The 24,215-nt window shown below is 67.3% G+C and carries 25 protein-coding genes and 1 pseudogene; 15 read left to right on the top strand and 11 right to left on the bottom strand.

Annotated features, from left to right (window positions below; all coding sequences use genetic code 11):
* Nucleotide 1 precedes the first annotated feature (1 nt).
* From J7654_RS14055 to J7654_RS14045, 3 genes are all read left to right on the top strand, one after another.
* Nucleotides 2-1,501, top strand: coding sequence for an amino acid ABC transporter permease (locus J7654_RS14055; RefSeq protein ID WP_209736503.1), 1,500 nt, complete (start codon nucleotides 2-4; stop codon nucleotides 1,499-1,501).
* A gap of 187 nt (nucleotides 1,502-1,688) precedes the next feature.
* On the top strand, nucleotides 1,689-2,429 hold the full coding sequence (locus J7654_RS14050) for an amino acid ABC transporter ATP-binding protein (protein WP_209740583.1): 741 nt from the start codon (nucleotides 1,689-1,691) through the stop codon (nucleotides 2,427-2,429).
* 131 nt (nucleotides 2,430-2,560) lie between these two features.
* Entirely contained in the window at nucleotides 2,561-3,733 is a 1,173-nt protein-coding gene (locus tag J7654_RS14045; RefSeq protein ID WP_245195509.1) for an AI-2E family transporter, read from the top strand.
* A gap of 2 nt (nucleotides 3,734-3,735) precedes the next feature.
* Here the strand turns inward: J7654_RS14045 and J7654_RS14040 are convergent, their stop codons facing one another.
* The 4 genes from J7654_RS14040 to J7654_RS14025 all read right to left on the bottom strand — a co-directional run bounded on the left by J7654_RS14040 (nucleotide 3,736) and on the right by J7654_RS14025 (nucleotide 8,449).
* Entirely contained in the window at nucleotides 3,736-4,917 is a 1,182-nt protein-coding gene (locus tag J7654_RS14040) for a serine hydrolase (protein ID WP_209736502.1), read from the bottom strand.
* A gap of 117 nt (nucleotides 4,918-5,034) precedes the next feature.
* Complete coding sequence (locus J7654_RS14035) at nucleotides 5,035-6,891, bottom strand: OmpA family protein (RefSeq protein ID WP_209736501.1); 1,857 nt, start codon at nucleotides 6,889-6,891, stop codon at nucleotides 5,035-5,037.
* Nucleotides 6,892-7,044: 153 nt separating this feature from the next.
* Nucleotides 7,045-8,190 (bottom strand): FAD-dependent monooxygenase, encoded by a 1,146-nt coding sequence (locus J7654_RS14030; RefSeq protein ID WP_209736500.1) that lies wholly within the window; start codon nucleotides 8,188-8,190, stop codon nucleotides 7,045-7,047.
* Nucleotides 8,191-8,203: 13 nt separating this feature from the next.
* Complete coding sequence (locus tag J7654_RS14025; protein WP_209736499.1) at nucleotides 8,204-8,449, bottom strand: zinc-finger domain-containing protein; 246 nt, start codon at nucleotides 8,447-8,449, stop codon at nucleotides 8,204-8,206.
* Between the two features lie 129 nt (nucleotides 8,450-8,578).
* On the opposite strand from J7654_RS14025, the gene J7654_RS14020 reads away from it, so the two are divergent.
* The 3 genes from J7654_RS14020 (at nucleotide 8,579) to J7654_RS14010 (ending at nucleotide 10,544) form a co-directional block, all read left to right on the top strand.
* Nucleotides 8,579-9,352 carry an alpha/beta fold hydrolase gene (locus tag J7654_RS14020; protein WP_209736498.1) on the top strand — a complete coding sequence of 258 codons (774 nt, stop codon included), beginning with the start codon at nucleotides 8,579-8,581 and terminating at the stop codon, nucleotides 9,350-9,352.
* A gap of 79 nt (nucleotides 9,353-9,431) precedes the next feature.
* Nucleotides 9,432-10,256, top strand: coding sequence for a serine O-acetyltransferase (gene cysE, locus J7654_RS14015; RefSeq protein ID WP_209736497.1), 825 nt, complete (start codon nucleotides 9,432-9,434; stop codon nucleotides 10,254-10,256).
* An 18-nt stretch (nucleotides 10,257-10,274) separates the two neighbouring features.
* Nucleotides 10,275-10,544 carry a DUF3126 family protein gene (locus J7654_RS14010; RefSeq protein ID WP_377946516.1) on the top strand — a complete coding sequence of 90 codons (270 nt, stop codon included), beginning with the start codon at nucleotides 10,275-10,277 and terminating at the stop codon, nucleotides 10,542-10,544.
* Nucleotides 10,545-10,603: 59 nt separating this feature from the next.
* Here J7654_RS14010 and J7654_RS14005 read toward each other — a convergent pair whose 3' ends face one another.
* Both J7654_RS14005 and J7654_RS14000 read right to left on the bottom strand, forming a co-directional pair.
* A complete protein-coding gene (locus J7654_RS14005; RefSeq protein WP_209736495.1) occupies nucleotides 10,604-11,197 on the bottom strand; it encodes a transglutaminase-like cysteine peptidase in 594 nt (197 codons plus the stop codon).
* A gap of 427 nt (nucleotides 11,198-11,624) precedes the next feature.
* The gene (locus tag J7654_RS14000) at nucleotides 11,625-12,230 is read right to left on the bottom strand and encodes a PilZ domain-containing protein (protein ID WP_209736494.1); all 606 of its coding nucleotides are present in this window, start codon (nucleotides 12,228-12,230) and stop codon (nucleotides 11,625-11,627) included.
* 139 nt (nucleotides 12,231-12,369) lie between these two features.
* Here J7654_RS14000 and J7654_RS13995 point away from each other — a divergent pair, with 139 nt between their 5' ends.
* Both J7654_RS13995 and J7654_RS13990 read left to right on the top strand, forming a co-directional pair.
* Nucleotides 12,370-13,110 carry a rhomboid family intramembrane serine protease gene (locus J7654_RS13995; RefSeq protein ID WP_209736493.1) on the top strand — a complete coding sequence of 247 codons (741 nt, stop codon included), beginning with the start codon at nucleotides 12,370-12,372 and terminating at the stop codon, nucleotides 13,108-13,110.
* Nucleotides 13,111-13,175: 65 nt separating this feature from the next.
* A complete protein-coding gene (locus J7654_RS13990) occupies nucleotides 13,176-13,607 on the top strand; it encodes a CBS domain-containing protein (RefSeq protein WP_209736492.1) in 432 nt (143 codons plus the stop codon).
* Nucleotides 13,608-13,614: 7 nt separating this feature from the next.
* Here the strand turns inward: J7654_RS13990 and J7654_RS13985 are convergent, their stop codons facing one another.
* The 3 genes from J7654_RS13985 to folE are packed head-to-tail and all read right to left on the bottom strand — an operon-like array spanning nucleotide 13,615 to nucleotide 15,662.
* The gene (locus J7654_RS13985; RefSeq protein WP_209736491.1) at nucleotides 13,615-14,574 is read right to left on the bottom strand and encodes a patatin-like phospholipase family protein; all 960 of its coding nucleotides are present in this window, start codon (nucleotides 14,572-14,574) and stop codon (nucleotides 13,615-13,617) included.
* Between the two features lie 39 nt (nucleotides 14,575-14,613).
* The gene (gene hisI, locus J7654_RS13980; protein ID WP_209736490.1) at nucleotides 14,614-15,051 is read right to left on the bottom strand and encodes a phosphoribosyl-AMP cyclohydrolase; all 438 of its coding nucleotides are present in this window, start codon (nucleotides 15,049-15,051) and stop codon (nucleotides 14,614-14,616) included.
* Nucleotides 15,048-15,662, bottom strand: a complete 615-nt coding sequence (gene folE, locus J7654_RS13975; protein WP_209736489.1) for a GTP cyclohydrolase I FolE — start codon at nucleotides 15,660-15,662, stop codon at nucleotides 15,048-15,050. Before folE ends, hisI begins: the two co-directional genes overlap by 4 nt.
* A gap of 127 nt (nucleotides 15,663-15,789) precedes the next feature.
* Here folE and J7654_RS13970 point away from each other — a divergent pair, with 127 nt between their 5' ends.
* The 3 genes and pseudogenes from J7654_RS13970 (at nucleotide 15,790) to thrS (ending at nucleotide 18,584) form a co-directional block, all read left to right on the top strand.
* Entirely contained in the window at nucleotides 15,790-16,236 is a 447-nt protein-coding gene (locus tag J7654_RS13970) for an iron-sulfur cluster assembly scaffold protein (RefSeq protein ID WP_209736488.1), read from the top strand.
* Nucleotides 16,173-16,487, top strand: a pseudogene (gene yidD / locus J7654_RS13965) (membrane protein insertion efficiency factor YidD); the annotation flags it as partial. The gene J7654_RS13970 and the pseudogene yidD, both read left to right, overlap by 64 nt.
* A 129-nt stretch (nucleotides 16,488-16,616) precedes the next feature.
* Complete coding sequence (thrS, locus tag J7654_RS13960) at nucleotides 16,617-18,584, top strand: threonine--tRNA ligase (protein WP_209736486.1); 1,968 nt, start codon at nucleotides 16,617-16,619, stop codon at nucleotides 18,582-18,584.
* Nucleotides 18,585-18,608: 24 nt separating this feature from the next.
* Here the strand turns inward: thrS and J7654_RS13955 are convergent, their stop codons facing one another.
* Nucleotides 18,609-19,736 carry a hypothetical protein gene (locus tag J7654_RS13955; RefSeq protein WP_245195508.1) on the bottom strand — a complete coding sequence of 376 codons (1,128 nt, stop codon included), beginning with the start codon at nucleotides 19,734-19,736 and terminating at the stop codon, nucleotides 18,609-18,611.
* 177 nt (nucleotides 19,737-19,913) lie between these two features.
* On the opposite strand from J7654_RS13955, the gene J7654_RS13950 reads away from it, so the two are divergent.
* From J7654_RS13950 to J7654_RS13940, 3 genes are all read left to right on the top strand, one after another.
* Nucleotides 19,914-20,495, top strand: coding sequence for a nitroreductase family protein (locus J7654_RS13950; RefSeq protein WP_209736485.1), 582 nt, complete (start codon nucleotides 19,914-19,916; stop codon nucleotides 20,493-20,495).
* 3 nt (nucleotides 20,496-20,498) lie between these two features.
* Nucleotides 20,499-21,104, top strand: coding sequence for a flavin reductase family protein (locus J7654_RS13945; protein WP_209736484.1), 606 nt, complete (start codon nucleotides 20,499-20,501; stop codon nucleotides 21,102-21,104).
* A gap of 81 nt (nucleotides 21,105-21,185) precedes the next feature.
* Nucleotides 21,186-22,316, top strand: a complete 1,131-nt coding sequence (locus J7654_RS13940) for a DUF2336 domain-containing protein (protein WP_209736483.1) — start codon at nucleotides 21,186-21,188, stop codon at nucleotides 22,314-22,316.
* Here the strand turns inward: J7654_RS13940 and J7654_RS13935 are convergent.
* The gene (locus tag J7654_RS13935) at nucleotides 22,313-23,074 is read right to left on the bottom strand and encodes an NAD kinase (RefSeq protein ID WP_342451371.1); all 762 of its coding nucleotides are present in this window, start codon (nucleotides 23,072-23,074) and stop codon (nucleotides 22,313-22,315) included. The two genes, J7654_RS13940 and J7654_RS13935, sit on opposite strands and share 4 nt — an antisense overlap.
* Before the next feature lie 333 nt (nucleotides 23,075-23,407).
* Here J7654_RS13935 and fdhD point away from each other — a divergent pair, with 333 nt between their 5' ends.
* Nucleotides 23,408-24,214 carry a formate dehydrogenase accessory sulfurtransferase FdhD gene (fdhD, locus tag J7654_RS13930; protein WP_209736481.1) on the top strand — a complete coding sequence of 269 codons (807 nt, stop codon included), beginning with the start codon at nucleotides 23,408-23,410 and terminating at the stop codon, nucleotides 24,212-24,214.
* The last annotated feature ends 1 nt before the right edge of the window (nucleotide 24,215 follow it).

The following is a 24,215-nucleotide window of genomic DNA, read 5'->3' as shown; positions in this document are numbered from 1 at the left end:
TATGGAAGAACAGGTCGCCCGCTTCGTCGCGAGAGGACAGAAGGAACCGCTGCCGCCTCCGGCCGACGAGGTCGGCCTGGCGGGCCGCGTGCGCAAGAATCTTTTCGCGACGCCGTCCGATGCGCTTCTGACGATCGTCTTCGGTGCCTTTTGCATCTGGGCCTTCTGGGGAATCCTGAACTGGGCGGTGCTCAGCGCCGTCTTCGAGGGGGCGGATCGCACCGCTTGCCTGGCGCAGGAAGGACAGACGGTGGGGGCCTGCTGGGCCTTCGTGAAGGCACGCTTCAGCCAGTTCATGTATGGCCTCTATCCGCTGGCCCAGCGCTGGCGCGTGGATGTGGTCTTCGTGCTGTTCGCGGCTCTGCTGCTGCCCATGGCGCTGCCGCGCGCGCCGTTCAAGCGGCTCAATGCGTTGCTTCTGCTGTTCGTCTTCCCCTTCGTGGCCTTCGTGCTGCTGACGGGCGGGCGGCTCCAGATGAGCGGCGCCACGGTTGCCTTCCTCTTCCTTCTGGCCGGCGGCATCACGGTGCTTCTGGCCTCCGGCCGCAGCGCGACGGTCCATCGCCATTGGGCGATGAAGGCCGCATCCTGGGGCCTCGCGCTCGCCGCGCTGGTCTTCCTGGCGAACATGGCCATCCCAGGCAGCCGGACGGCCTATTTCGGATTCCGTTTCACGACGCTCGCGCTCGGCGCGTCGGTGGTCGCCATCCTGAGCATCGCGCTCGCCGCCTTCGCGGTCTGGCGCACGGCGGAGAACCGGGGAGGTGCTCTCTTCGTCCTGCTGCCGGCCCTGGCGGTGGTCGCGCTCCTGTGGATGCTGACGGCGAATTTCGGCCTGCCCTTCGTGCCGACCAACCTCTGGGGCGGCTTGCTGGTGACACTGGTCGTCGCGGTCGTCGGCATCACCGCATCCCTTCCGCTCGGCATCCTGCTGGCGCTCGGGCGGCAGTCGAAAATGCCGGCGGTGCGCCTGCTCTGCATCATTTTCATCGAGTTCTGGCGCGGCGTTCCGCTGATCACCGTGCTTTTCATGGCCAATTTCATGCTGCCGCTGTTCCTGCCGAGCGGCGTGAGCTTCAACCAGCTCCTGCGTGTTCTGGTCGGCGTCTCGCTCTTCGCCGCCGCCTACATGGCCGAAGTGATCCGTGGCGGGCTCCAGGCCATTCCGCGTGGCCAGTACGAGGGGGCCGACGCCATGGCTCTGACCTACTGGCAGAAGATGCGGATGATCATCCTGCCGCAGGCCCTGACGCTGGTCATCCCCGGCATCGTGAACACCTTCATCGGCCTCTTCAAGGATACGAGCCTGGTGTACATCATCGGCTTGGCCGACCTTCTCGGCACGGTGCGGCGCGGCTTCTCCGATCCGACCTGGATCACGCCGTCCACGCCGGCCACGGGTCTCGTCTTCGCCGGCTTCATCTTCTGGCTCTTCTGCTTCGGGATGTCGCGCTACTCCATCTCCATGGAGCGGCGGCTCCAGAAGGGCCACAAGAATTAAAGCGCCCTGCCTGAGGCGCTTCGCAACGACTCCATAGCGCCGGGCCGCGCTGCCGAAGACCGGCCGGGCGCCTCCGGTGCGGTACGGCGGAAGTGCCGGCGTGCCCCTCATCAACCCGCACGAGCGGAGGTCAGCCATGACGAATATCGACGCCCACACAGCCCGCCCGACGCAGCCCCGCGAGACGATGTCGAAAAAGGTCGCGATCGAGCTGATCGACGTCAACAAATGGTATGGCGAGTTCCATGTCCTGCGCGATATCAATCTGAAGGTGCGCACGGGCGAGCGCATCGTGGTGTGCGGCCCTTCCGGCTCGGGCAAATCGACCATGATCCGCTGCATCAACCGGCTGGAGGAGCACCAGCGGGGGCAGATCATCGTGGACGGGATCGAGTTGACGAGCGATCTGAAGAAGATCGACGTCGTGCGCCGCGAGGTCGGCATGGTGTTCCAGCACTTCAACCTGTTCCCGCATCTGACGATTCTGGAAAACTGCACGCTCGCGCCGATCTGGGTTCGCAAGATGCCCCGGAAGAAGGCCGAGGAGATCGCCATGCATTATCTGACGCGGGTGAAGATCCCCGAGCAGGCGAACAAATATCCCGGCCAGCTTTCCGGCGGCCAGCAGCAGCGCGTCGCCATCGCGCGCTCCCTGTGCATGAACCCGAAGGTGATGCTGTTCGACGAGCCGACCTCCGCGCTCGACCCGGAGATGATCAAGGAAGTGCTCGACGTCATGGTCGGCCTCGCCGAGGAAGGCATGACGATGATCTGCGTGACGCACGAGATGGGCTTCGCGCGACAGGTGGCCGACCGGGTCATCTTCATGGATGCCGGGCAGATCGTGGAGCAGAACGTGCCGCAGGAGTTCTTCGCCAACCCACAGCATGAGCGCACCAAGCTCTTCCTGTCGCAAATCCTGCATTAAACGGGCAGGGCGGGGCGCGGGGATGGAGAATCCACGCCTTCCCGCCGCCTCCGAGATTTCGCGGGCGTGCCTCGGAACGCTCTCATTCGCGCCACGTTTCCCGCAGGCTCAGGGCCATAAGGGGAATTGCCGTGTCCGAACGGACCAGTGAGGAACACGTCAAGGCGCGAACCGTCGTGGCTCGCAATATCGGCCTGATCAGCCATCAGACGGTGCAACTCGGCCCGCGCTGGGCCGTGATCGGAATCTTTCTCATCCTTCTGGGCGGCGCGCTCTACATGACGGCGTCGTTCACACTTCCCGTCATCTTTGCTCTGCTCTTCGCCCTGGTATTGAGCCCCATCGTGCGATTCTCCCGGCGCCGGCTGAAGATCTGGGAGCCGGTTTCTGCCATCGTGCTGGTGGTTGGCACGCTCCTGGGGCTCATCGCGGCCTTCTATATGCTGAGCGGGCCCATCACCCGCATCGCAATGAACGCGCCAGTCTATGTCGAGGCAGTGGAGCGGGAGATATCCATCCTGCGAAGCCGTTTCAGCGCGCTGGAGCGCGCCGAGGGGCAGGTGCAGTCCTCCACCGAGAACCGCACGCCCGGCGCCGCGCAGGACGAGCCCCAGGAGGTCATCGTCCGCAGCCCGACGCTTCTCGACAATGCGGCAACGACCGCGCCGCAGATGCTGGCCAGCGTCGCCTTCTCCCTGATTTTCCTGTTCTTCCTTCTCTCCTCGGGCACGCTCTTCCACCAGAAGCTGATCGAAGCGATGCCCACCTTCTCGGACAAGAAGCGGGCGCTGTCCATCGCCCACGAAATCGAGCGGGAATTGTCGCGCTACCTCTTCACCATCACGCTCATCAACGCGGCGCTGGGCGTGGTGGTGGGATGCTTGCTCTGGTGGACGGGAATGCCGACGCCCGCCGTCTTCGGCGCGCTCGTCTTCATCCTCAATTACATTCCCTATATCGGTGCCGTCGTCGGCATGGCGATGGTCGGCGTCATTGCGCTCGCCGAGTTCGGCTCTCTCGGCGCGGCCATGGTGCCGGTGCTGCTTTACTTCGCCTGCACCACGGTGGAGGGCCAGTTCCTCACTCCGCTGGTAGTAGGACGGCGGCTTGAGATGAATGCCGCCGCCGTCTTCCTGTCCGTCGCCTTCTGGGGGTGGATCTGGGGCGTGGTCGGCATGTTCCTTGCCGTGCCCATCATGGTGGGCGTGAAGATTCTGGCGAACTATGTCGAAGGCCTGCAGACCTTCGGCAATTTCCTCTCCTCCGAGCGCTCGCCGGTGCCCGACGACGACAAGGAGGCTTAGGGCTAAGTCGACGCCAGTTGCTTGAGGATCGAGCGGTATGGCCCCATCAGGCGCTCCTCTTCGAGGGGCGCCTCGTCGTTCCAGGAGGCGACCACGCAGTGCTGCGCCCCGTCCGCCGTCACGAGCGTAGAGAGGTTGAGGACGCCGGGCTCCGATCCGCCCTTATAGGCAATGCCGTCCCAATCGGCCGGGTCGGCAAGGCCGGGGTTGATGCCCATGGCCGGCACCTCCTGGAGCGCCGCCAGTAGGTCGCAGAGCTCCTGCGGTGTCATGAACCATTCGGCCGAAAGCTCGGGCCGGCTCCACAACTGCGCCGTCCCGGGCAGCGGCAGGCCGGCCAGTTCGTTCAATATCTCCGAACGGCCGGATTCGTCCGCGCTCGTGTAGCGGGCGAGATATTCCTCATTGCCCTTCGCCTTCAGAACGAAAAGGTCACGGGTGGAAAGGAACGGCGTGTTGCGAGGGGAAAGGGCTTGTGCCGCCTCGCGCCCTGCTCGTCGCAAAAGCATGTCGGCGGCCGTGTTGTCGCTCAACGAAATCGAGAGATTGGCAAGTGACCCCAATGTCAGGGGCGTGCCCTCGGGCCAGGTCTGCAACAGGCCGGAGGGCAGCGAGCGATCCGCCTCCGTCAGTTCGACCACGGTTTCCCATTCGAGCTCGCCAGCTTCCACCGCCATCTGGAGCGCGCGGAGGATCACCAGCTTCGCGGCGGAGCCGACGGCGAGCGGCTCTTGAGTGCCGGCTTGCGCGGTCGTCTCTCCGTTCGAGGTCACGAGAAGCGAGACGGAACCGGGCAGAGCGGCGATCTGCGCGACGGCCTCGTCCAGGCTGCCGCCGATCTCGACGGCCGGGCGGAAGAACAGGCCGGTGATGCGCCCTTCCTCGTCGAGAGCGATTTCCGCTGGAATCTCCGCCTTGTCGAAGCGCAGGAGAAACCGGCCGCCGCTCTGCTCGATGGAGGAGGGCGCGCCATAGGCCCGCGTCATCTGCTCCACAATCGCCTCGATCTGCGCGGGCGGCACGGCGGCCAGGAAGCTGGGCGCGAACCAGTCGGCGTCCGGTGCGGCCTCCTCGAACAGCCGCTGCAACGCCGCCTCGGGGGAAATCGCCTCGGCGGCGACCGCGCCGGACCAGGCGAGCAGCCAAGCTCCCGCCGCTACGATGGAATGCGTTGCCTCCACCACCGCTTTCTCCTTCTCGGACGTTTCGTCCCCCGGGGCTCTAACAAAGCAGGGCAGACATAAAAAGGCCGGCGACACTTGCGTGCCGCCGGCCTTCCGGTTCGGTGATGAGATAGGCGGTCAGTCCGCCTGCGCGCTAACCACGGGCTTCACCAGCGCGGTGATACGGCGCAGGGTAACGCGGCGGTTATCCCGGTTTGCCTCCTGCGTCTCCACCTTCAGGAACTCCTCGCCATAGCCTTGGGTAACGATGTTCTCGGGAGGAATGTCGAAATAGTTGGTCAAGGCGATGGCCACCGATTCCGCCCGCTGGTCGGAAAGCGCAAGGTTCGCCTCGTTGGAGCCGACAGCGTCCGTATGGCCCTCCAGGAGGAAGGTTTCGTCCGGATTGGCCTCCAGCACCCGGCCGATGGCATCTGCAAGCGCTCGCAGGTTTTCCAGTTCCGCCTGCTCGATCTGGGCGGACCCGAAGCCGAAGGTGATGGTGTTCAGGTCGATGCGGCGCACCTTGTCGCGAATTCGCTCCGAGCGGCGCACCTGGTCGACCGAGTAGATCCGCTCCACCGTTTCCACCGGCGGGGCGATGATCGTGTCGTAGTAGAGGTCCTCGTCCGGCACCGCCACATCGACGATGTAGCGCTCGCGCGGAATGGTGAGCTGAAGCGGCGGCAGCTCGGCGCCGGCATCGTAGTAATAGTCCGGTTGCCGCTCATCCTCGGAATAGGGATCGTAGAAGAGTACCACCTCACGGCCATCCGGCATGATGCGCGAGCGCTGGATCACGTCCCCGTAGCGGTTCGTCACGGTGACGATCTGCACGCCGTTGTCGCGCACGATCGTCTCGCGCGTCAGCCCACGGGGCAGCTCCTCGACATAGAATTCCTGCGAATCGCCCCGCAGGCGCTCCGTATCGTCCGATCGGATGAAGTAGGAGGCGGCAGCACCCGCCGCGGCGCCCGCCAGGCCAGCGCCCACGATGGTCAGGATATCGCGGTTGCCGATGCGCTCGCGCACTTCCACCTGCGGCGGCAGTTCCGGCTCGGGCGCGGCGTCGATGCGTGTTCCTTCCACATTGGTGATGGATTCGATCTGGATGTTCTGGATGTTCTGGACGCGTGCATCGCTGGCCGCCAGCCCATCGGCGGCCACAGGCGCCTCCTGGATGGCCGCGTCCACGGGTTGAGGTGTCTCGGCCGGCGGAGCGGCTAGCGTCTCGACGGGCGCGGCCTCCTCGGCGGGAGCGGCAGGCTCGCCTTCGGCAGGCGCCTCGCCCTCGAGCGGGGTCTCGGCAGCGGGTGGGACGATGGCGTTTTCAGCCGGCGTTTCCGGAGTCACCTCCTCGGGTGCGGCTTCGGGAACGACCGGTGTTTCGGCCGGCGCCTCCAGTGCGGGCTCCGGGGTTTCCTCCGTGGCCTGCGCGGGCTCTGCCGGATCGGCCTCGGGAGCCTCGCTCGGCGGCGCATCGGCCGGCGGTTGCGGCTCCTCCGTCGGCGCCTCCTCCACGGGGGTCTCCTCGGGCTCAGGCTGCGCTTCGGCGGGGGTGTCGGTGCCGGGCGCTATGTCGGTCTGCGTGCCTTCGTCCACCGGGAGCTCTTCCGGCTCGCCGACAGGCGCGTCGGGGTCCGGCGAGGTCTCGGCCGGATCCGGCACGGAGGATTCGGGCGCGGCCTGTTCCTCCACGGGGGCGGGCTCCGGCGCAGGCTCTTCCTGCATTTCGGGCTCGGGCACCGCCTCGGGATCCGGGGCTGGCTCAGGCTCGAGGGCCGGCTCGGGCTCCGGCTCCGGTGCAGCTTCTGGCTCAGGCGCGGCCTCCGGTGCGGGCTCTTCCACCGGCGGAACGATCTGTTCTTCGCTCACCTGTGCAAGGCGCACCGCCGAGGTTTCCTGCGCATAGGCCGCCAGCGGCCCGCTGAGGGCCGTGGAGGCTGCGAGCGCGGCGACCGACAGAAAACGGCCGGTTCGATTCAAGTTCGGCATAGTCATCGACCTTTGCAATTGTCCCTTGCAGGCCCGAGTCGGCATGGCGGTTTCCTCTGCCGCGCAAGCCGTGCGGCCGTTTCACCGGCCGTCAGGTTGTCGAAGAAGTAGGGGGGCGTTGCGGCTTTGAAAGGGCGCTTCGGGCGCGATCGCTCAAGGCCGCCAGTCGTAGAGCCATGCGAGATCGTCCCGCAGGGAGGACGGAGAGCGCATGGCCAGCACGGCGTCTCGCGCGAAAGAGAAGGGGCGCGGCAGGTGATAGACGAAGCGATGGAACGCCACGCGGCTCCGCAAGCGGGCAAGGCGGGGCAGCCGCTCGGCCTCGTAGCGCCGTAGCGCCAGGCGTGGATCGGGCTCGAGGCACAGGGATTGCGCCAGCACATAGGCGTCCTCGATTGCCATGGCCGCGCCCTGCGCCGCGAAAGGCGGCATGGCGTGGCCCGCATCGCCCACCAGCGCCAGCGCCCCGCCATGCACCAGACGCCGCTTTGCCGGCGCGGAGAGAAGCGGCCAGCGGCCGAGATAGCGCGCCCGGCGCAGCGCCTCGCCGAGCGGCGCGGCAAGGCCCGACCAAAGCGCCTCGCCGGAGGGCGGCTCCGTCTTGTCGGGCCCGATAACCACGATATTGAGAAGGCGCCCGCCGCGAACGGGGTAGGTAACGATATGGCGGCCGGAGGAGAGCCAAGCCTCGATGGAGGCGGCAAGAGCCGGGCTCGCGGCACCCTGATCCACCACGAAGCGATCCGCCACGCGGCCCGTGGGCCTCGCGGGCGCGAGCCCGAGACTGGAGACGGCGGCCGAGCGTGCGCCATCGGCCGCGATGGCGATGGGATGGGCCCGCTCGAACTCGCGCCCGTCCCGCTTCAGGCGAAGAACCGCCCGGCCGCCATCGGCCGAAAGGCCGGTCAGCTCGACACCCGTGTGAAGCTCGAGCCGCGGCTCGCTTGCCACCGCTTCCGCCAGGGCCCGGTGCAGGTCGGCGCGGTGCAGCACGAGATATCCGCTGCCTTCCCGCGATGTCACGGGCACGTGGGCGATGGCCTTGCCGCTGCGCGCGTCCCGCAAGGTGACGGCTTCGGCCGCCGTCGAGGCCGAGCACACCAGGCCGAACACGCCAAGCCGTTCCAGCACGAGCAGCGCATTGGCCGAAAGCTGGATGCCGGCGCCCACCTCCTCGAACCGCGTCGTGCGCTCGAAGATGTCCGCGTCGAAGCCGGCGCGCGCCAGCGCGAGGCCGACGGCCAACCCGCCGATTCCGGCGCCCACGATGGGAATCGCCGATCGCGACCGTTCCGTCATCGCCCGGCTCTGGTCAGGCGGCGCGTTCCAGATAGGTGCATCCGGCGGGGCTTGTCTCGTCGCGGCCCAGCGCGGGGTTGAGCTTGTAGAGCGTGGAGCAGTAGGGGCAGACCTTCTCCCCGTCGTCGCCCATGTCCAGGAAGACGTGCGGATGATCGAAAGGCGGGTTCGCGCCCACGCACATGAACTCCGTCACCCCGACCTCGATCACCGGGTGGCCGGCGTCGTTCTGGAAATGCGGGGTGCCATGTCCGGCCATCGGGACTCTCCGGGATCGATGCTCGTCTCTGCGCGCGATATTAACGAGCGCGAGGGGAAAAGAACAGGGTGGCCGTGCCGCCTCGGCCCGCGCTATGGGACGGGCGTTCGACGCGCGAGGGAAACGACGATGGCGACATTCACGAACGAGGGCCTTTCCCTGTCCTATCTCGACGAAGGGCCGCGCGACGGCTCCGTCGTGCTGCTCGTTCACGGTTTTGCGTCCAACATGCGGGTCAACTGGGTCGATCCCGGCTGGGTGCAGGTGCTGACGCAGGCTGGCTACCGCGCCGTCGCCTTCGACCACAGGGGCCACGGCGAGTCGGACAAGCCGACCGACCCCACCGCCTACACGCCCGAAAAGATGGCAGGCGATGCCTTCGCCCTTCTCGACCATCTGGGCATCGAGCGGGCGGTCCTGTTCGGGTATTCGATGGGCGCACGCGTTTCAGCCTTCGCGGCGCTGGCCGGGCCGGAACGGGTCGGCGCCCTCGTCTTCGGCGGGCTCGGGCTCGGCCTCGTCCACGGTGTGGGAGACTGGGACCCGATCGCCGACGCGCTTCTGGCGCCGTCGCTGGACGATGTGACGCACGAGCGCGGCCGTATGTTCCGTGCCTTCGCGGACCGCACGCGCAGCAACCGACAGGCGCTGGCCGCCTGTATCACCGCCTCACGCAAGGAGCTGACCGCGCAGGAGGTGGGCCGAATCCGCCAACCCACCCTCATCGGCGTCGGAACCAGGGACGATCTGGCCGGCTCGGCCACGGAGCTCGCGCAGCTGATGCCCAATGGCCATGCCTTCGCGATCGAGGGGCGCGATCACATGCTGGCGGTGGGCGACCGGAGCTTCAAGGCGGAGGTCGTCCGGTTCCTGGAAGAGGACGCCGCGATCCCGGCTATCTGACGTACGGCTTCCGCATCGGGCCCCGCAGCCCTATCATATGCACGATGACGGCCGGCGGCCGACGATGAGGACGAACCGGATGACGGTGATCGGAAAGCACAGCCCTGAGCGCCTGGAGAGCGTCGATCCGATCTGGCGCCAGGTGCGCGAGGAAGCGATGGAGGCGGCCGAACGCGAGCCGTCGCTGTCGGGCTTCCTTTATGCGACGGTCCTGAACCATGCGAGCCTGGACGACGCGGTGGTTCATCGCATCGTCCAGCGTCTCGACCATGCGGACGTTCCGGCGACGCTGATCGAGCAGGCCTTCACGCAGATGCGCCTCGCGGCGCCCGAATGGCGCGAGAGCCTGCGGATCGACCTCCAGGCCGTCTACGACCGAGACCCGGCGTGCGAGCGTTTCCTGGAGCCCTTGCTCTTCTTCAAGGGCTTCCACGCGATCCAGACCCACCGGCTGGCGCACTGGCTGTGGAACGGCGGGCGCCGCGATTTCGCGCTCTACCTCCAGTCCCGCTCCTCCTCGGTGTTCCAGACCGACATCCATCCGGCCGCGCGCATGGGAAAGGGGATTTTCCTCGATCACGCCACGGGTCTCGTGGTCGGTTTCACCGCCACGATCGGCAACAATGTCTCCATCCTTCAGGACGTGACGCTGGGGGGCACCGGCAAGGAGTTCGGCGACCGCCATCCCAAGATCGGCGACGGCGTGCTGATCGGGGCGGGCGCCAAGGTGCTGGGCAATATTCGCGTGGGGCATTGCTCCAAGATCGCATCCGGCTCCGTCGTGCTGAAGGAAGTGCCGCCCAATTCCACGGTGGCGGGCATTCCGGCGCGCATCATCGGCTCCTCGGGCTGCGACGAGCCGGCGCGCGCCATGGACCAGAGCTTCGTGGAACAACCGGACTGAATTAGAGCGCCGAGGGGTATGCCTTGCGCGCAAGGCGCGCTAGCTAGCGCGGGCACAAGACCAGTAAGGAGAGACCCCTTGAAGGGCGATGAAATCCGCAAGCTCGAAAGCTACCTGAAGAAGACGTTCAGGGGCTCCGACATCGAGGTGCGCGCCTTGCCGCGCAAGAACGATACCGCCGAGGTCTACGTGTCGGACGAGTTCGCCGGGTTGATCTCCAAGGATACGGAGGAGGGCGAGCTCTCCTACCATTTCACGATGACGATTCTCGATATCGACATCGAGTAGGCCTGGCACGAGGCCTTGGAATGCGAAGGGCCGGTCAAGAGACCGGCCCTTCGCGGTTTTCAGCGAACGCTGCCGACCAGCATGCCGCGGTCGTCATGCACGCCGAGCCACTGGCCCGCATGGCGCTCCGACTGGCGCTTGAGGAAGCGGTAGGGCGTCTCCTTCCAGTCGAGAACGCGCTCGTCGAGATTGTCGAGCACGAAGTCGCCCCGGTCGGTGCGGACGGTCAGTACGGCATGGCCTTCGCCATTGGGCTGGCGAACGACCGTGATGAGCAGGGCCGAGCGGGGCAGGCCCTCGCGTTCCAGCATATACTGCTTCAAAAGGGCGTAGTCCTCGCAGTCGCCCTCCGTGGTGGGGTAGGACCACAATTCGGGCACGCCGTGCATCTCCTGGTCGGTGCGGGGGAAGATGGCGGTGTTCACGGCGCTGTTGATCTGCACCATGGTCTGCCACAGCGCATCGCTCATCGGCGCCACGGCCACCGTGCGGTTCGCCGTGCACTGGTCCGAATAGGTCTTGCAGAATTCGTAGTGCCCGATGGGCTGGGAGCTCTGGCCGAGCGTGGGCATGGTGGCCGCGGCGCTGCCGGTGCCCAGCGCGAAGGCTCCGAGGCCGATGATCGTGGCTGCTGTCTGAAGGATCTTGCGCATCGCTTGGCTCCCCGTCGTTGGGAAGCACACTGGCAGCGCGATTTTACCGCCGCTCGAAATCGCGCGTCGCAATTTGCGACGAAGTTTCGAGAGTTCGTTCAGGGATCATGCTTGCGCAAAGATTGAGGAATCGGGCCGGCGAGGCCCGTGCCGATTTACCGCCCGGTCATCATGCCGATGCCGATCTTCACCTTGGTTGAACGGTGAGGGCGCGGCCCTTGGGGCGGCAGGCCGCGAATGTTAACGGGGCAGGGGAGACGGCGCTGCGGCCGTTAACCACGGCGGCAGCGGCTGAAACGGATGCGTTCCGGGCCCGCCGACCCATGGTTAACGGGGCGGGACCAACCGGTTAACGCAGGCCGCCAACGGGCGGCATCCCTCGAAAATTTTTTTGAAAATTTCTGCGAATGCCCCGTATGCGAAGCGTCTAGCCGATGCTCTCGAGCAGGGTGTCGCGGTCCTGGATGCGGGCGAATTCCACCGCCATACCATCCTCCATGTGCCGCACCACGCGCCCGCTGGTGCTCCCGAGCGTGATGCGCGAGCCGATGGCCGGGCGCACGTCGCAGATCAGCGCCGCTCCCGAGAGGGAGAGGTCGAGGATGCGCGCCGGATACGTCCGACCATCCTCCAGCGTGAGGTTCACCGAGGAGTTCTTCGGCGCCATACGGTCGTGGCGCCGGTCCTCGGGCAGGTTCAGCTCGTGGCGGTTGGCCAGCCATGTGAGCTGCGCCGCCAGCTTCTCGCGCTTGCGATCCGAGGCCTTGATCGAGACGGCGAAACCGCCGGCGAAGACGCGCTCTACGCTGCCCTCGATCCGCCCGACATGGTCCACGTAGAGTATGACGCGCTCGCCGAGGGCCGGCTCCACCGGCGTCATCACCGCCACGTCGCCGGGCGACATGTTGTCGATGCGGCAGGGATATTCGTCGAAGCTTTCCAGCATGAAGCGGCCGAGCAGGTCCACGGCCACGCGCTGGAAGTCGCTGCGATCCTCGGACGCGGCTGGCCGGAGAAGGACGTTGCCTTGCATGGTCGTTGTCGCTGCGTGACGGAACGGTAAGGGCGATGGACAAAAGGTAAGGATGGAAGATTAACGAAGCGTGAGGATTGAAGGCTGGCGCGGGTCGGGCCAGCGCCATAGATGGAGGAGCTGCGGCAAAGGAGCTTTCATGGACGCGCATGTTCGAAACGGCACGCCCCCGATCCAGGGCGCGCCGGCCAATCCGCCGGCCTTCAATGTCCCGCGGATCGTCCTGGCCCTCATCGCCGCGCTGGTCTTCGTGCATCTCTGGCGGATGCAGCTCCTGAGCGCATCGCAGGACACGCTCGTCATTCTGGACTACGCCTTCATCGCCGGCTGCTATCGCGACCTTGCCGATTTCTGCCAGGTCCGGCCGGACGGCGCCGACTACTGGTCCCCCGTCACGCATGCCTTCCTGCACGGCGACTGGACGCATCTGGCCGCCAATTGCGCCTGGCTCCTCGCCTTCGGCACGCCCGTCGCGCGCCGGCTCCACACAGTTCGCTTCCTCGTCTTCTGCCTCCTTGGCGCGCTTGCGGGGGCCGGGCTGTTCTATGTTGTCAATCCCACCATCGCCGCGCCGATGATCGGCGCTTCCGGCGTCGTCTCGGCCGTGATGGGTGGAGCGGCGCGATTCGCGCTCGGGCGGTTCGGGCGCCTCGGCAACCGGGAGGTGGCGCTGGCGCCGCGCCTGACGGTTCTGCAAAGCCTGTCCGACCGGACCGTCCTGTTCTTCGTGGGCATCTTCTTCGCCACCAACCTCCTTCTCGGCAGTGGGCTGGGGAGCGCGTTCGGGGGCGGGCCTATCGCCTGGGAAGCGCATCTGGGGGGCTTTGCGCTCGGCTTCCTGGGCTTCGCCTTTTTCGATCCCCGGCCGCCGCGCCGCTAAGAACCTTGCCGCCCGGCGCAATCCATCGCACCATCGGGGATCGGATTTCGTTCGGGAGGCGATCAATGACGATCCGGCACATACTCAATGCCAAGGGGCGAGACATCCTGACGGTGCTGCCCTCCGCCAGCGTGGCGGACGCGGCCCGGATGCTGTGCGAGCGCAAGATCGGCGCCTTGCCGATCATCGAGGAAGGGGGCCGGCTGGCCGGCATCCTTTCCGAGCGCGATGTCGTGCGGCTGGTCGTATCCCATGGGGCGGAAGGACTGTCCAAGACCGTTTCGGAGGTGATGACGCGCGACGTGGTGACGGGGCGGGAGGAAATGACGCTGAACGAGGCGATGGAGGCCATGACGCGCGGCCGCTTCCGGCACCTGCCGATCTGCGACGAGGACCGGCTGGTCGGCATCATCTCCATCGGCGACGCGGTCAAGCGCCGGATCGAGGATGTGGAGCGCGAGGCGGAGGAGCTTCGAACCTATATCCACGCCGGCTGAACGAGGCTCAGCGCGCGGCGAGGCTTCGGCTGAGCCGGTCGATCTCGGAGAGATGGCGCCGGGCCTCGCTGTAGCCGAGGTCGATGGCCTCGCGGGCGCGGTGGAATTCCGAGAGGCCGATATCGCGGATGGGCGGCAGGATGGAGATGTCCGGCGGGTCGCCCGCGAGGCGCGAGCGCGTGGTGCGCGCCTGGATGATGTTGAAGGCATCCACCATCGCGCGCGCGATGCCAACCTTCTCGCGCCGCTCCTCCGGCGTGGAGGCCAGAACCGCCGTTTCCCTGTCGCCCGGAAGGGCTCCGCCCGGCTGGTCCGCCTCGCTCGCGCGCATCCGCACCACGGCCGCGCGGCCGAAGAGATCGTAGTTCAGGTTCACCGCCACGACCAGCGGCTCCTCATGCGCGCGGCAGACCGAGACGGGAACCGGGTTCACCAGCGCGCCGTCCATCAGCCGGCGGCCCCCGCACTCCACCGGCAGGAACACGCCGGGAAGCGCATAGGAGGCGCGCATGGCCAGCACCAGCGAGCCCGCGTTCAGCCAGACCTCGTGGCCGCTGCGCGCATCCGTCGAGACGCAGACGAGCGGGCGCCCGAGTTCCTCGATCTGCGTGTCCTTCAGCGCCCCCATAAGGCGCCGGTTCAGGCGCATGCCGCCCAAGAGGCCCGCGCCGCTCATGGAGAAGTCGAGGAAGCGGAGAAGCCCGCGACGGGTGAGCGAAAGCGCGAATTCCTCCAACTCGTCCAGCCGGCCCGCGAGGTAGCAGCCGCCGACCAGGGCGCCGATGGAGGTGCCGGCGATCATGGAGATGCGCACGTCCGCTTCATCCAGCGCGCGCAGGACGCCGATATGGGCCCAGCCCCGCGCCGCTCCGCCGCCCAGCGCCAGCGCGATGCCCCGGTGGCTGGCGGGCTGCGGGCTCGCCTCGGCCGAAGGCAGGAGGGAAGTGGAGGGCTTCTTGCTCAGCATCCCCGAAGGGTCCTTTCCGCCGCCTTCACGCCGGGCGGCTCAGCCGCCCGCCTTACGATCCGCCTGCGGCACATCCGTGACGAGGCTGCGGCCATCGTTCAGATCGACGCAGCGATAGAAGCAGGTCGGCCGGTGCGTGTGACAGGTATCCTGCGGGCGCTCGACCTCCACCTTCAGCCATACGGCGTCCTGGTCGCAATCCACGCGCAGCTCGCGCACATGCTGGAGCGCGCCGGAGGTCTCGCCCTTCTTCCACAAGGTGGCGCGCGAGCGGCTGTAGTAATGGGCGGTGCGCGTGGCGATGGTGCGGTCCAGCGCCTCGGCGTTCATGTGCGCCACCATCAGGAGCTCGCCGCCGTGCCAGTCCGTCACGATGGCGGTGACGAGGCCGGCGGCGTCGAAGCGCGGCGTGAGGCGCGAGGTCTCGTCGACCTCCGACTTCACGGGCGAGGGCGGGGCGAAGAGCGCGCCGGTCACGGGCGGGACACCAGCGCGTGGAAACGCTCGCGCTCGGCCCGGTCCTCGCGGAACAGGCCCAGATAGCTGGTCGTCACCGTGCTCGCGCCGCGCTTTCTGACACCGCGCATCGACATGCACAGATGCTCCGCCTCCATCATCACGGCCACGCCCCGGGGGGCGAGGACGCGCTGGAGGAGATTTGCGATCTCCTGCGTCAGCGCCTCCTGGGTCTGTAGCCGGCGGGAGAAGGCATCCACCACGCGGGCGATCTTGGAAAGGCCCAAGACGCGCCCGGCCGGCAGATAGGCGACATGCGCCCGGCCGAGAAAGGGCACCATGTGGTGCTCGCAATGGGAGGTGAACTCGATATCCTTCACCAGCACGATATCGTCGTAGCCGGCGACCTCCTCGAAGGTGCGGGTGAGCAGCGCTTCGGTGTCCGTGGCGTAGCCGGAGAACATCTCCTCATAGGCCTTGGCCACGCGCGCCGGCGTATCTCGCAAGCCCTCGCGCGCAGGGTCGGCGCCCGCCCAGCGCAGGAGCGTTGCGACGGCGGCCTCGGCCTCCGCGCGGCTGGGGCGCTCGCCGGCGCCGGTCTTCAGGGGATATGTCGCGACGGTCGCGGTCATCTTCGGCCTTTCCGGCTCGCACGCTTTCGGGAAAGTCGCCGCTTTCGGGCGCCTCTCCGGTTTCCTATATATCCGCGCGAGTGCGCGCTTTGTAGGGAGCCGCGCGGCGGAAGGGAAGCGAGCGCGCATGATCGACGACGTCTACAACACCCGTATCCTCGATCTGGCCGGCAATATTCCGCGGATCGGGCGGCTGGCCGCGCCCGACGCGAGTGCCACCGCGCACTCCAAGCTCTGCGGCTCGACCGTGACGGTGGACTTGAAGGTGGAGGAAGGCCGCGTGGTCGATTTCGCCCACGAGGTACGCGCCTGTGCCCTCGGCCAGGCATCGTCCTCCATCATGGCCGCGCATGTCGTCGGCGCCGGGGTGCAGGAGCTTCGCGAGGTGCGCGCGCAGATGCTGGCGATGCTGAAGGAAAACGGCCCGGCGCCCGAGGGGCGCTTTGCGGAGCTGAAGTTCCTGGAGCCGGTGCGCGACTACAGGGCCCGCCACGCCTCCACCATGCTGACATTCGACGCGGTGGTGGACGCGCTCGAACAGATCGAGCGGCGCCAGGCCAGCGAGGCGGCTTGAGCCGCCCTGGCCGCAACTATGCCGGCCCCTGGCGCAAAACGCCGGGCCGGCTTCTGGGCGTCGGCCTCGTGCGGCTCTACCAGCTCACCTTCTCGTCTCTCGTAGGCGGCCATTGCCGGCATGTGCCGACCTGCTCGGAATATGCCTACGAGGCGCTCGCCCGCCACGGCCTGTGGCGCGGCGGCTGGCTGGCCGCGCGCCGTGTCGCGCGTTGCGGCCCCTTCGGCAAGCCGGGGCACGATCCCGTTCCGCCCGCCTGAGGGCGGCGTCTTGCGCGACGGATCGGAGGTGCTAGAACCCCGTGCGCGCCCGTTCGGCGCTTCTCTCGATCGACAAGCTTTCCCGCGATCGTAGGCGGGGGTGAGCGGAAAGGACAAACGATGATCGACCTTAGTTTCCCCGACAATTCCGTCCGCCAGTACGAGCCCACGGCCACGGGGGCCGAGATCGCGGCAGGCATTTCGAAGTCGCTGGCCAAGAAGGCCGTGGCCTACGCGCTCGACGGCGAGTTGCGCGATCTTTCCGACCCCGTCGGCCGCTCGGGCGCGCTGGAGATCGTGACGCGCGAAGACCCGCGTGCGTTGGAGCTGATCCGCCACGACGCGGCCCATGTCATGGCCGAGGCGGTGCAGGAACTGTGGCCCGGCACGCAGGTGACGATCGGCCCGGTGATCGAGAACGGCTTCTACTATGATTTCGCGCGCGACACGCCCTTCACGCCCGAGGATCTGCCGGTCATCGAGAAGAAGATGGCCGAGATCATCCGCCGCAACGCCCCCTTCAAGAAGGAGGTCTGGAGCCGCGACAAGGCGCGCTCGGTCTTCGAGAGCAAGGGCGAAGCCTACAAGGTGGAGCTTCTCGACGCCATTCCCGAGGATCAGGACGTCAAGATCTACAGCCAGGGCGAATGGTTCGATCTCTGTCGTGGCCCGCACATGGCCTCCACGGGGCAGGTCGGCGAGAACTTCAAGCTGATGAAGGTGGCCGGCGCCTATTGGCGGGGCAATTCCGACAACGCGATGCTGACGCGCATCTACGGCACGGCCTGGGCCAGCGCGGAGCAGCTCAAAGCCTATCTACATATGCTGGAGGAAGCGGAAAAGCGCGACCATCGGCGCCTCGGCCGGGAGATGGACCTTTTCCATTTCCAGGAGGAGGGCCCGGGCGTCGTCTTCTGGCACGCGGGCGGCTGGCGCATGTTCCAGACCCTCGTCTCCTACATGCGCCGGCAACTGGCGGAGCAGGGCTACGACGAGGTCAACGCGCCGCAGGTTCTCGACAAGTCCCTGTGGGAGACCTCCGGCCACTGGAACTGGTATCGCGATGCCATGTTCCAGGTGACGATGGCGGACGAGACGATCGAGGACGACCGTGTCTTCGCCCTGAAGCCGATGAACTGCCCCGGCCATGTCCAGATCTTCAAGCATGGCTTGAAGAGCTACCGTGATCTACCGATAAAATATGCCGAATTCGGCAATGTTCATCGCTACGAGCCCTCGGGAGCTCTGCACGGCCTCATGCGCGTGCGCGGCTTCACGCAGGACGATGCGCATGTCTTCTGCACCGAGGAGCAGATGGCCGGCGAGTGCATGCGGATCAACGACCTGATCCTCTCGGTCTATCGCGACTTCGGCTTCGAGGAGATCGTCGTCAAGCTTTCGACGCGGCCGGAGAAGCGCGTCGGTTCCGACGAGCTCTGGGACAATGCCGAGCAGGTGATGACGCGCGTTCTGGAGCGGATCGAATCGGAATCTGGCGGGCGCATCAAGACCGGCATCAATCCGGGCGAGGGCGCTTTTTACGGGCCGAAGTTCGAGTACACGCTGCGCGACGCCATCGGCCGCGAGTGGCAATGCGGCACGACGCAGGTGGACTTCAACCTGCCCGAACGCTTCGGGGCCTTCTACATCGACGCCCATAGCGAGAAGAAGGTGCCGGTGATGATCCACCGCGCCATCTGCGGCTCGATGGAGCGCTTTCTCGGCATCCTGATCGAGAACTATGCCGGGCACATGCCGCTGTGGTTCGCGCCGGTGCAGGTTGTGGTGGCCACGATCACCTCGGACGCGGACGATTATGCCCGCGAGGTGGCTGCCGAGCTGAAAAGCGCGGGGCTGCATGTGGAGACCGACCTTCGCAACGAGAAGATCAACTACAAGGTCCGCGAGCACTCGCTGGCCAAGGTTCCGGTCATCCTCGTCTGCGGCAAGCGCGAGGCGGAAGAGCGCACGGTCAACATCCGCCGGCTCGGCTCACGCGACGGGCAGGCGCTTTCGCTGGCCGAGGCCGTCGCCGCGCTTTCGGACGAGGCCGTGCCGCCGGACCTGAAGCGCAAGCGGGCCCGGTAGGGGCAGGAGGGCTCGGGCGTTCGATCAGTCGCCCGAGCCTTCGCCCGGCACCGCCGGCTGCGCTTCGGAAACGAGAACCTCGATCTCGGCGTTGTTGCCGGCTTCCACCCTCAGCTCGCGCTGGTAGATGCGGTCGCGGTTCTTGGCGACCACCAGATAATCACCCTCCGCCAGGATCACCGAAGAGAACGCCCCGACGCTTTCGCGCACGATATCGCCCTGCGCGGAGGCGATGGACCATGCGGTATCGGCAATGGCCTCTCCACCTTCCTCGCGCACCAGCTTCATCGTCAGCTCGGCCGCGCGGTGCTGGAGGAGGGCGTCGGTGATGCGGTTGGGTTCGACGCGAATGTCGGCGCGCACCACGGCGTTCACCGCGCCATAGTTCGACACCACCTGATAGGTGCCCGAATTCAGGCGCACCACCACATTCGCCGGCACGCCCGTGGCGACGAGGCTGCGCCCCGCACCCGGCGTTTCCTCGCGGTAGATGTCGAAAGTCAGCTTTTCGGACTGGATGGGCTCGTCCGAACCGGCCGTTGCCGAGGCGTTCAGCCGAAGGCCGCCGGCATCCAGCACCACCGTCTCCTCCGTGCGCCGGCCGGAGAACTCGATCTTGCGCGTCACGCCCGCGCGGCCGTAGCCGACATGGAGGAAATAGGAACCGGGCGGCACGTCGAAAGCGGCCTCGCCGCCCTTGAACACGCCGACGAGCTGGAGCTGGCCCTCCCGGTTGCGTTCCTGCGAGAAGATGCGCCAGACGAGCCCGTCGGGAATATCCTCGCCCTCCTCATCCAGCCGCGCCCTGAGCACCAGCGCCTCACTGCTGCGAAGCAGCTCGGGCGAGGGCAGCATCGGCACCGCAAAGTCCGGCAGCGCCGGGAAGGACGGGGCCTGCAGCGGATTGCCGGTGCCTTCCGGCAGCGCGATGGGCGCAAGCGTGGTGCGCCGGAGCGACTGGGGAATGCCGAAACGCTCGCCATTGCCGTCTGGAATGGCGGAGGGGGAGGCGTAGACGCCCGGTCCGTCATCACCATCCCTCGGGCCGCCGCCGGGCCCACCGCCACCCTGCTGGGCGAGCGCCGGCAGCGCGAAGGCGCAGGCGGACAGGCAGAGGACGGCCGGAAAATGAGAAAGGCGGAGCGCTTGCAAAGCCAGATATGTCCCCCACGATCGCCGCTGATGCGCCGATGCGTTGAACCGGATATCTGGGTCCTTTTCAAGACGTCGCGTTCGTTCCAGGCGAGAGGGAGGGGCATTCGGGCGCTTGGCATCGGCTCCGCGAGCCGCTAGCTCTTGCCCGCGAAACGGATGCGGAAGGAAGCGGGCATGACGAGCGTACAGGACCATCTGGCAACCCGGCGTTCCATCCCCATTCCGGCGCTCGCCGCGCCCGCTCCCGAGGGTGACGAGCTGGCCCGCATCCTGTCGCTGGCCGTTCGCGTGCCCGACCACGGCAAGCTCGCGCCTTGGCGCTTCATCCTCATCCGGGGCGAGCCCGCCGCGGCGCTCGGCCGCGCGGTCGCGGGCCTTGCCGAGCGCCGCGAGGGGCCGCTCAGCGAGGCCAGGCGCGCTTTCGAGGAGAATCGCTTCATCCGCGCGCCGCTGGTCGTCGCCGTCGTGTCCACCGCCGGCCCGCACGTGAAGATTCCCGAATGGGAGCAGGTGCTTTCCGCCGGCGCGGTGACGATGAACCTCATCCATGCCGTCCACGCCCACGGGTATGCAGCGAACTGGATCACCGAGTGGGTGTCCTACGACGAGGACGCCAAGGCGCTGCTTGGCGTCTCGCCGGAAGAGAAGATCGCCGGCTTCATCTATATCGGAACGCCCAGCGAGCCGCCGAGCGAGCGCCCCCGGCCCGCGCTGGCCGATGTGGTGAGCGAAGCGCAGGCGCCCGGAAAGGTCTGATCCATGTTCTACGAAACGGCAACCAACGACCACGGCCTTTCCCACGACCCGTTCAAGGCTATCGTGGCGCCCCGCCCGATTGGCTGGATCTCGACGCGGGCAAGGGACGGGGCCGTGAATCTCGCGCCCTATTCCTTCTTCAACGCGATTTCGGACGATCCCAAGCTCGTGATGTTCGCCTCCTCCGGCGGGGCGAAGGATTCGGCGAGCTTTGCCATCGAAAGCGGCGAGTTCGTCGCCAATCTTGCGACAGAAGCGCTGGCCGAGACGATGAACCGAAGCTCGGCCCCGCTGCCGCGCGGCGTCAGCGAATTCGATACGGCCGGGCTGACCATGGCCGGGTGCCGGCTGGTGGCCGCGCCCCGCGTGGCCGAATCGCCGGCGGCGCTGGAATGCCGCGTCACCGAGCATTTCGTGCCCAGGCGCCTCGGAGGGGGCGCGTCCTCGTCGCTCGTCGTGATCGGTGAGGTGGTGGGCATCCATATAGACGAGCGGATTCTGCGTGAGGGGCGGATCGACATGGCGCTCGCGGCCCCGCTCTCGCGCCTCGGCTATCTCGATTTTGCGGTGACGAAATCCGTCTTCCAGATGGTGCGGCCCAAAGCCTGAACGCCCGCCGCGCATGGTAAATCCTTCGTTAAATCTTGCCTGCGATCATGGTCCACAAGGACGATGGGGCGAGAGCGAGCGATGCGGGAACTGGCGACATGGCGCGGCGCGGCAACGAGCGCACAGAAGTGCGAAGCCGCGCGCCGCATCCTCGACGCGCTTCTGGACACCGGCCTGACGCCGGCCGAAACCCGCGAGGCGCAGGAGGCGTTGCTGGCGCTGGCGGACGATCCCTCACCCAAGGTTCGCGCCGTCCTGGCCGAGCGCCTGGCGCATGAGCCCGGCGCGCCGCGCCGTCTGGCGCGCGTCCTGGCCGAGGATATCGATACGGTCGCCACGAGCATCGTCGCCCATTCGCTCGCCCTGACCGAGGATGATCTGATCGACCTTGCCGCGACGGGCACGCCGCGTGTCCAGTGTGCCATCGCGCGGCGTCCGCGCGTGCCCCTACGGGTGGCGGCGGCGCTGGCCGAGGTCGGCGGGCGCACCCCCTGCCTCGAACTTCTGGCCAACGACGCCGCGACCATCGCACCCGCAAGCCTTCGCCGCATCGTGGAGAATCACGGTTCGGACGGCGCCATGCGCGAGCGGCTTCTGCAGCGGCGGGACCTGCCGGCGGAACTTCGCCAGACCCTCCTGTTGCAGACGGCCTCGGCGCTCGGCACGGCGGACCTCGTGCGCAACGCCCTCGGCGAGGCGCGCGCGCAGCGCGTCCTCGCGGAAGCCTGCGCCGAAGGGATCGGGCAGATTGCCGACGATCTCGACACGCCGGGCATGGCGCGCTTCGTGGATCACCTGCGCACCACTGGACAGATCAGCACGGCCTTTCTCCTGCGAACGGCCTGCGAAGGGCGTATCGACCTTTTCGCGGCCTCGCTGGCGGCGCTGGCGCGCCTCACCTTTCGAAGGGTGCGCGCGCTTCTGGTGGACGCCAAGGCGCATGCCTTCAAGGCGCTTTGCGCCTCGGCCGGCGTGGCGCAGCCTGTCGTTCCGCTGCTCCTGTCCGCCATCCAAGCGTGGAAGGCAGTCCTGCTGGGCCGGGTGGACAGAAGCGCGGAGGAGGGGTTCGACTACGTCATGGCCCGCGTGATGGAAAGCCTGCCCGCCGATCCGCGCGATGAGCCGCTGGAGGAAATCCGCGCGCTCCTCGCCCGCCTCTCGGCTCGCGGTGCTCTCCGCTCGCTCACCCCGCGCCCGGCGCTGGCGGCCTAATAGCGGAACTGTTCGGCGAGGATCCGGTCGTCCCAGGAGTGATCGGGATCGAAAAGGATGACGCTGTTCGCGTCGGTCGCCATGCGCACCGTCACATGGCGCACGGACTTCACCTCCGTATGATCGGCCACCGCGTTGACCGGGCGTTTCTCGGGCTCGAGCACCTCGAACTCCACCGTCTGGCGGTTGCGCAGAAGCGCGCCGCGCCAGCGCCGCGGGCGGGCGGGGCTGACGGGCGTGAGCGCCAGAAGCGGCGCGTCTATGGGGATGATCGGCCCCTGCGCCGAGAGATTATAGGCCGTGGACCCGGTGGGCGTGGCCACCATCACGCCGTCGCCCGCCAGATCGTCCAGGCGAACCTTGCCGTCGATGGAAATCCTCAGCCGTGTCACCTGATAGGACTGGCGAAAGAGCGCCACCTCGTTGATCGCCAGCGCGTCGTGCACAGCACCGTCCGCGTCGATGGCCTGCATGGCCAACGGATGGATTTCGCTTCGGCTCGCCCGCTCGAGACGCTCGGGCAGGTCCTCCTCGCGATAATGGTTCATGAGGAAGCCGACAGTGCCCTTGTTCATGCCGTAGATCGGCTTGCCGCTGTTCATGAAGCGATGAAGGATGTTCAGCATGAAGCCGTCGCCGCCCAGCGCGACGACGATGTCCGCGTCGTCGGCGGACCGGCATCCGTAGCGCCGGCACAGACGTTCGGCGGCCGCGCTTGCCTCCGGGGTCTCGCTGGCCAGAACGGCAAAGGAAGGCATCGCGGTCCCCGGCATTCGACGATCTTCACCGATGGCTCTAACACGCGGGGCGGGCGAGGGCGACCGCTTCGGAAACGATGTGGAAACCGTGCGCGGACATCAAACGGAAACGCGCGGCGCACTATATAACTCTCATGGCTCGATGAGGGAGGTTTGTGGTGCGTGTCGAGATGTTCGTTGCTGTCTTCGTGAATGCGGTCGGCGTGGCGCTTCTGGGTGGCGCGGCGCTGCTGGCGATGATGGTGCTGTTTCCCTGAACCCTTGCCGGGCGCCGTGCGATCCGCCAGTTCTGGCGCCGGGCCTGATGCCGAATCACGGCCGAGCGGGAGCGCCATGAGCCAGGATACGAGCCTTCTTCAGACTCCGCTCGCCTTTCGCCAGGGCCGCTTCGTCTCATCGGAGCGCGCCGTGCCGGAAGAGACGGCCATCGCCATCTCCGTCAACGGCTCCACCCATGCCGTGATGATGGCGACGCCCGACCATGTGCGCGAGCTGGCGATCGGCCTTGCGCTCAACGAGCGGATCGTCGACGACCTCTCTCAGGTGGAACGTATCGAGGTGGAGGCGAGCGAACTGGGTCTCGACTGTCGGCTGTGGCTGGCCGAGGAGCGGGCGCGGACCTATGTCGCGCGGCGGCGCCAGATGACCGGGCCGGTCGGTTGCGGGCTGTGCGGCGTGGAAAGCCTGGAGCTGGCCAGCCGCGATCTGCCGGTGGTGGGGGAGGGCGCCACCCTTTCGCCCGAGCGCATCGTCCGCGCCATGGACGAGATGTCCGGCCGGCAGACGCTGGGCGCGCGGACCCGCGCTGTCCATGCCGCCGCGTTCCACGATGCCGAGGGCGGCCATGTCGTCACGCGCGAGGATGTCGGCCGCCATAACGCGCTGGACAAGGTGGCCGGGCACCTCGCCGAGGCGGGCGTCGATCCCGCGCAGGGGTTCCTGACGATCACCAGCCGGGTTTCGGTGGAGCTGATCCAGAAGGCCGCCGTCATGGGCGTATCGCTGATCGCCGCCGTCTCGGCGCCGACGGCGCTCGCCATCCGCGCGGCCGAGGGGGCGGGCGTCACGCTCGTCGCCGTGGTGCGCGGCGACGAGTTCGAGATCTTCACCCACCCCCGCCGCGTGGAGGGCGCGCTCTAGC

Origin of the sequence: Aureimonas populi, from assembly GCF_017815515.1 — a bacterium.
In the GTDB taxonomy this organism is placed as follows: Bacteria; Pseudomonadota; Alphaproteobacteria; order Rhizobiales; family Rhizobiaceae; genus Aureimonas; species Aureimonas populi.
The sequence above is the reverse complement of the archived record's forward strand: the minus strand, read 5'-3'. Positions and strand labels throughout refer to the sequence as shown.

Excerpts from the sequence above, each read along its gene's own strand:
- J7654_RS14055 (WP_209736503.1), top strand. The coding sequence starts at position 2 with ATGGAAGAACAGGTCGCCCGCTTCGTCGCGAGAGGACAGAAGGAACCG.
- J7654_RS14050 (WP_209740583.1), top strand. The coding sequence starts at position 1,689 with ATGTCGAAAAAGGTCGCGATCGAGCTGATCGACGTCAACAAATGGTAT.
- J7654_RS14035 (WP_209736501.1), bottom strand. The coding sequence starts at position 6,891 with ATGCCGAACTTGAATCGAACCGGCCGTTTTCTGTCGGTCGCCGCGCTC.
- J7654_RS14030 (WP_209736500.1), bottom strand. The coding sequence starts at position 8,190 with ATGACGGAACGGTCGCGATCGGCGATTCCCATCGTGGGCGCCGGAATC.
- J7654_RS14025 (WP_209736499.1), bottom strand. The coding sequence starts at position 8,449 with ATGGCCGGACATGGCACCCCGCATTTCCAGAACGACGCCGGCCACCCG.
- J7654_RS14020 (WP_209736498.1), top strand. The coding sequence starts at position 8,579 with ATGGCGACATTCACGAACGAGGGCCTTTCCCTGTCCTATCTCGACGAA.
- cysE (WP_209736497.1), top strand. The coding sequence starts at position 9,432 with ATGACGGTGATCGGAAAGCACAGCCCTGAGCGCCTGGAGAGCGTCGAT.
- J7654_RS14010 (WP_377946516.1), top strand. The coding sequence starts at position 10,275 with ATGCCTTGCGCGCAAGGCGCGCTAGCTAGCGCGGGCACAAGACCAGTA.
- J7654_RS14005 (WP_209736495.1), bottom strand. The coding sequence starts at position 11,197 with ATGCGCAAGATCCTTCAGACAGCAGCCACGATCATCGGCCTCGGAGCC.
- J7654_RS14000 (WP_209736494.1), bottom strand. The coding sequence starts at position 12,230 with ATGCAAGGCAACGTCCTTCTCCGGCCAGCCGCGTCCGAGGATCGCAGC.
- J7654_RS13995 (WP_209736493.1), top strand. The coding sequence starts at position 12,370 with ATGGACGCGCATGTTCGAAACGGCACGCCCCCGATCCAGGGCGCGCCG.
- J7654_RS13990 (WP_209736492.1), top strand. The coding sequence starts at position 13,176 with ATGACGATCCGGCACATACTCAATGCCAAGGGGCGAGACATCCTGACG.
- J7654_RS13985 (WP_209736491.1), bottom strand. The coding sequence starts at position 14,574 with ATGCTGAGCAAGAAGCCCTCCACTTCCCTCCTGCCTTCGGCCGAGGCG.
- folE (WP_209736489.1), bottom strand. The coding sequence starts at position 15,662 with ATGACCGCGACCGTCGCGACATATCCCCTGAAGACCGGCGCCGGCGAG.
- J7654_RS13970 (WP_209736488.1), top strand. The coding sequence starts at position 15,790 with ATGATCGACGACGTCTACAACACCCGTATCCTCGATCTGGCCGGCAAT.
- thrS (WP_209736486.1), top strand. The coding sequence starts at position 16,617 with ATGATCGACCTTAGTTTCCCCGACAATTCCGTCCGCCAGTACGAGCCC.
- J7654_RS13950 (WP_209736485.1), top strand. The coding sequence starts at position 19,914 with ATGACGAGCGTACAGGACCATCTGGCAACCCGGCGTTCCATCCCCATT.
- J7654_RS13945 (WP_209736484.1), top strand. The coding sequence starts at position 20,499 with ATGTTCTACGAAACGGCAACCAACGACCACGGCCTTTCCCACGACCCG.
- J7654_RS13940 (WP_209736483.1), top strand. The coding sequence starts at position 21,186 with ATGCGGGAACTGGCGACATGGCGCGGCGCGGCAACGAGCGCACAGAAG.
- J7654_RS13935 (WP_342451371.1), bottom strand. The coding sequence starts at position 23,074 with ATGCCTTCCTTTGCCGTTCTGGCCAGCGAGACCCCGGAGGCAAGCGCG.
- fdhD (WP_209736481.1), top strand. The coding sequence starts at position 23,408 with ATGAGCCAGGATACGAGCCTTCTTCAGACTCCGCTCGCCTTTCGCCAG.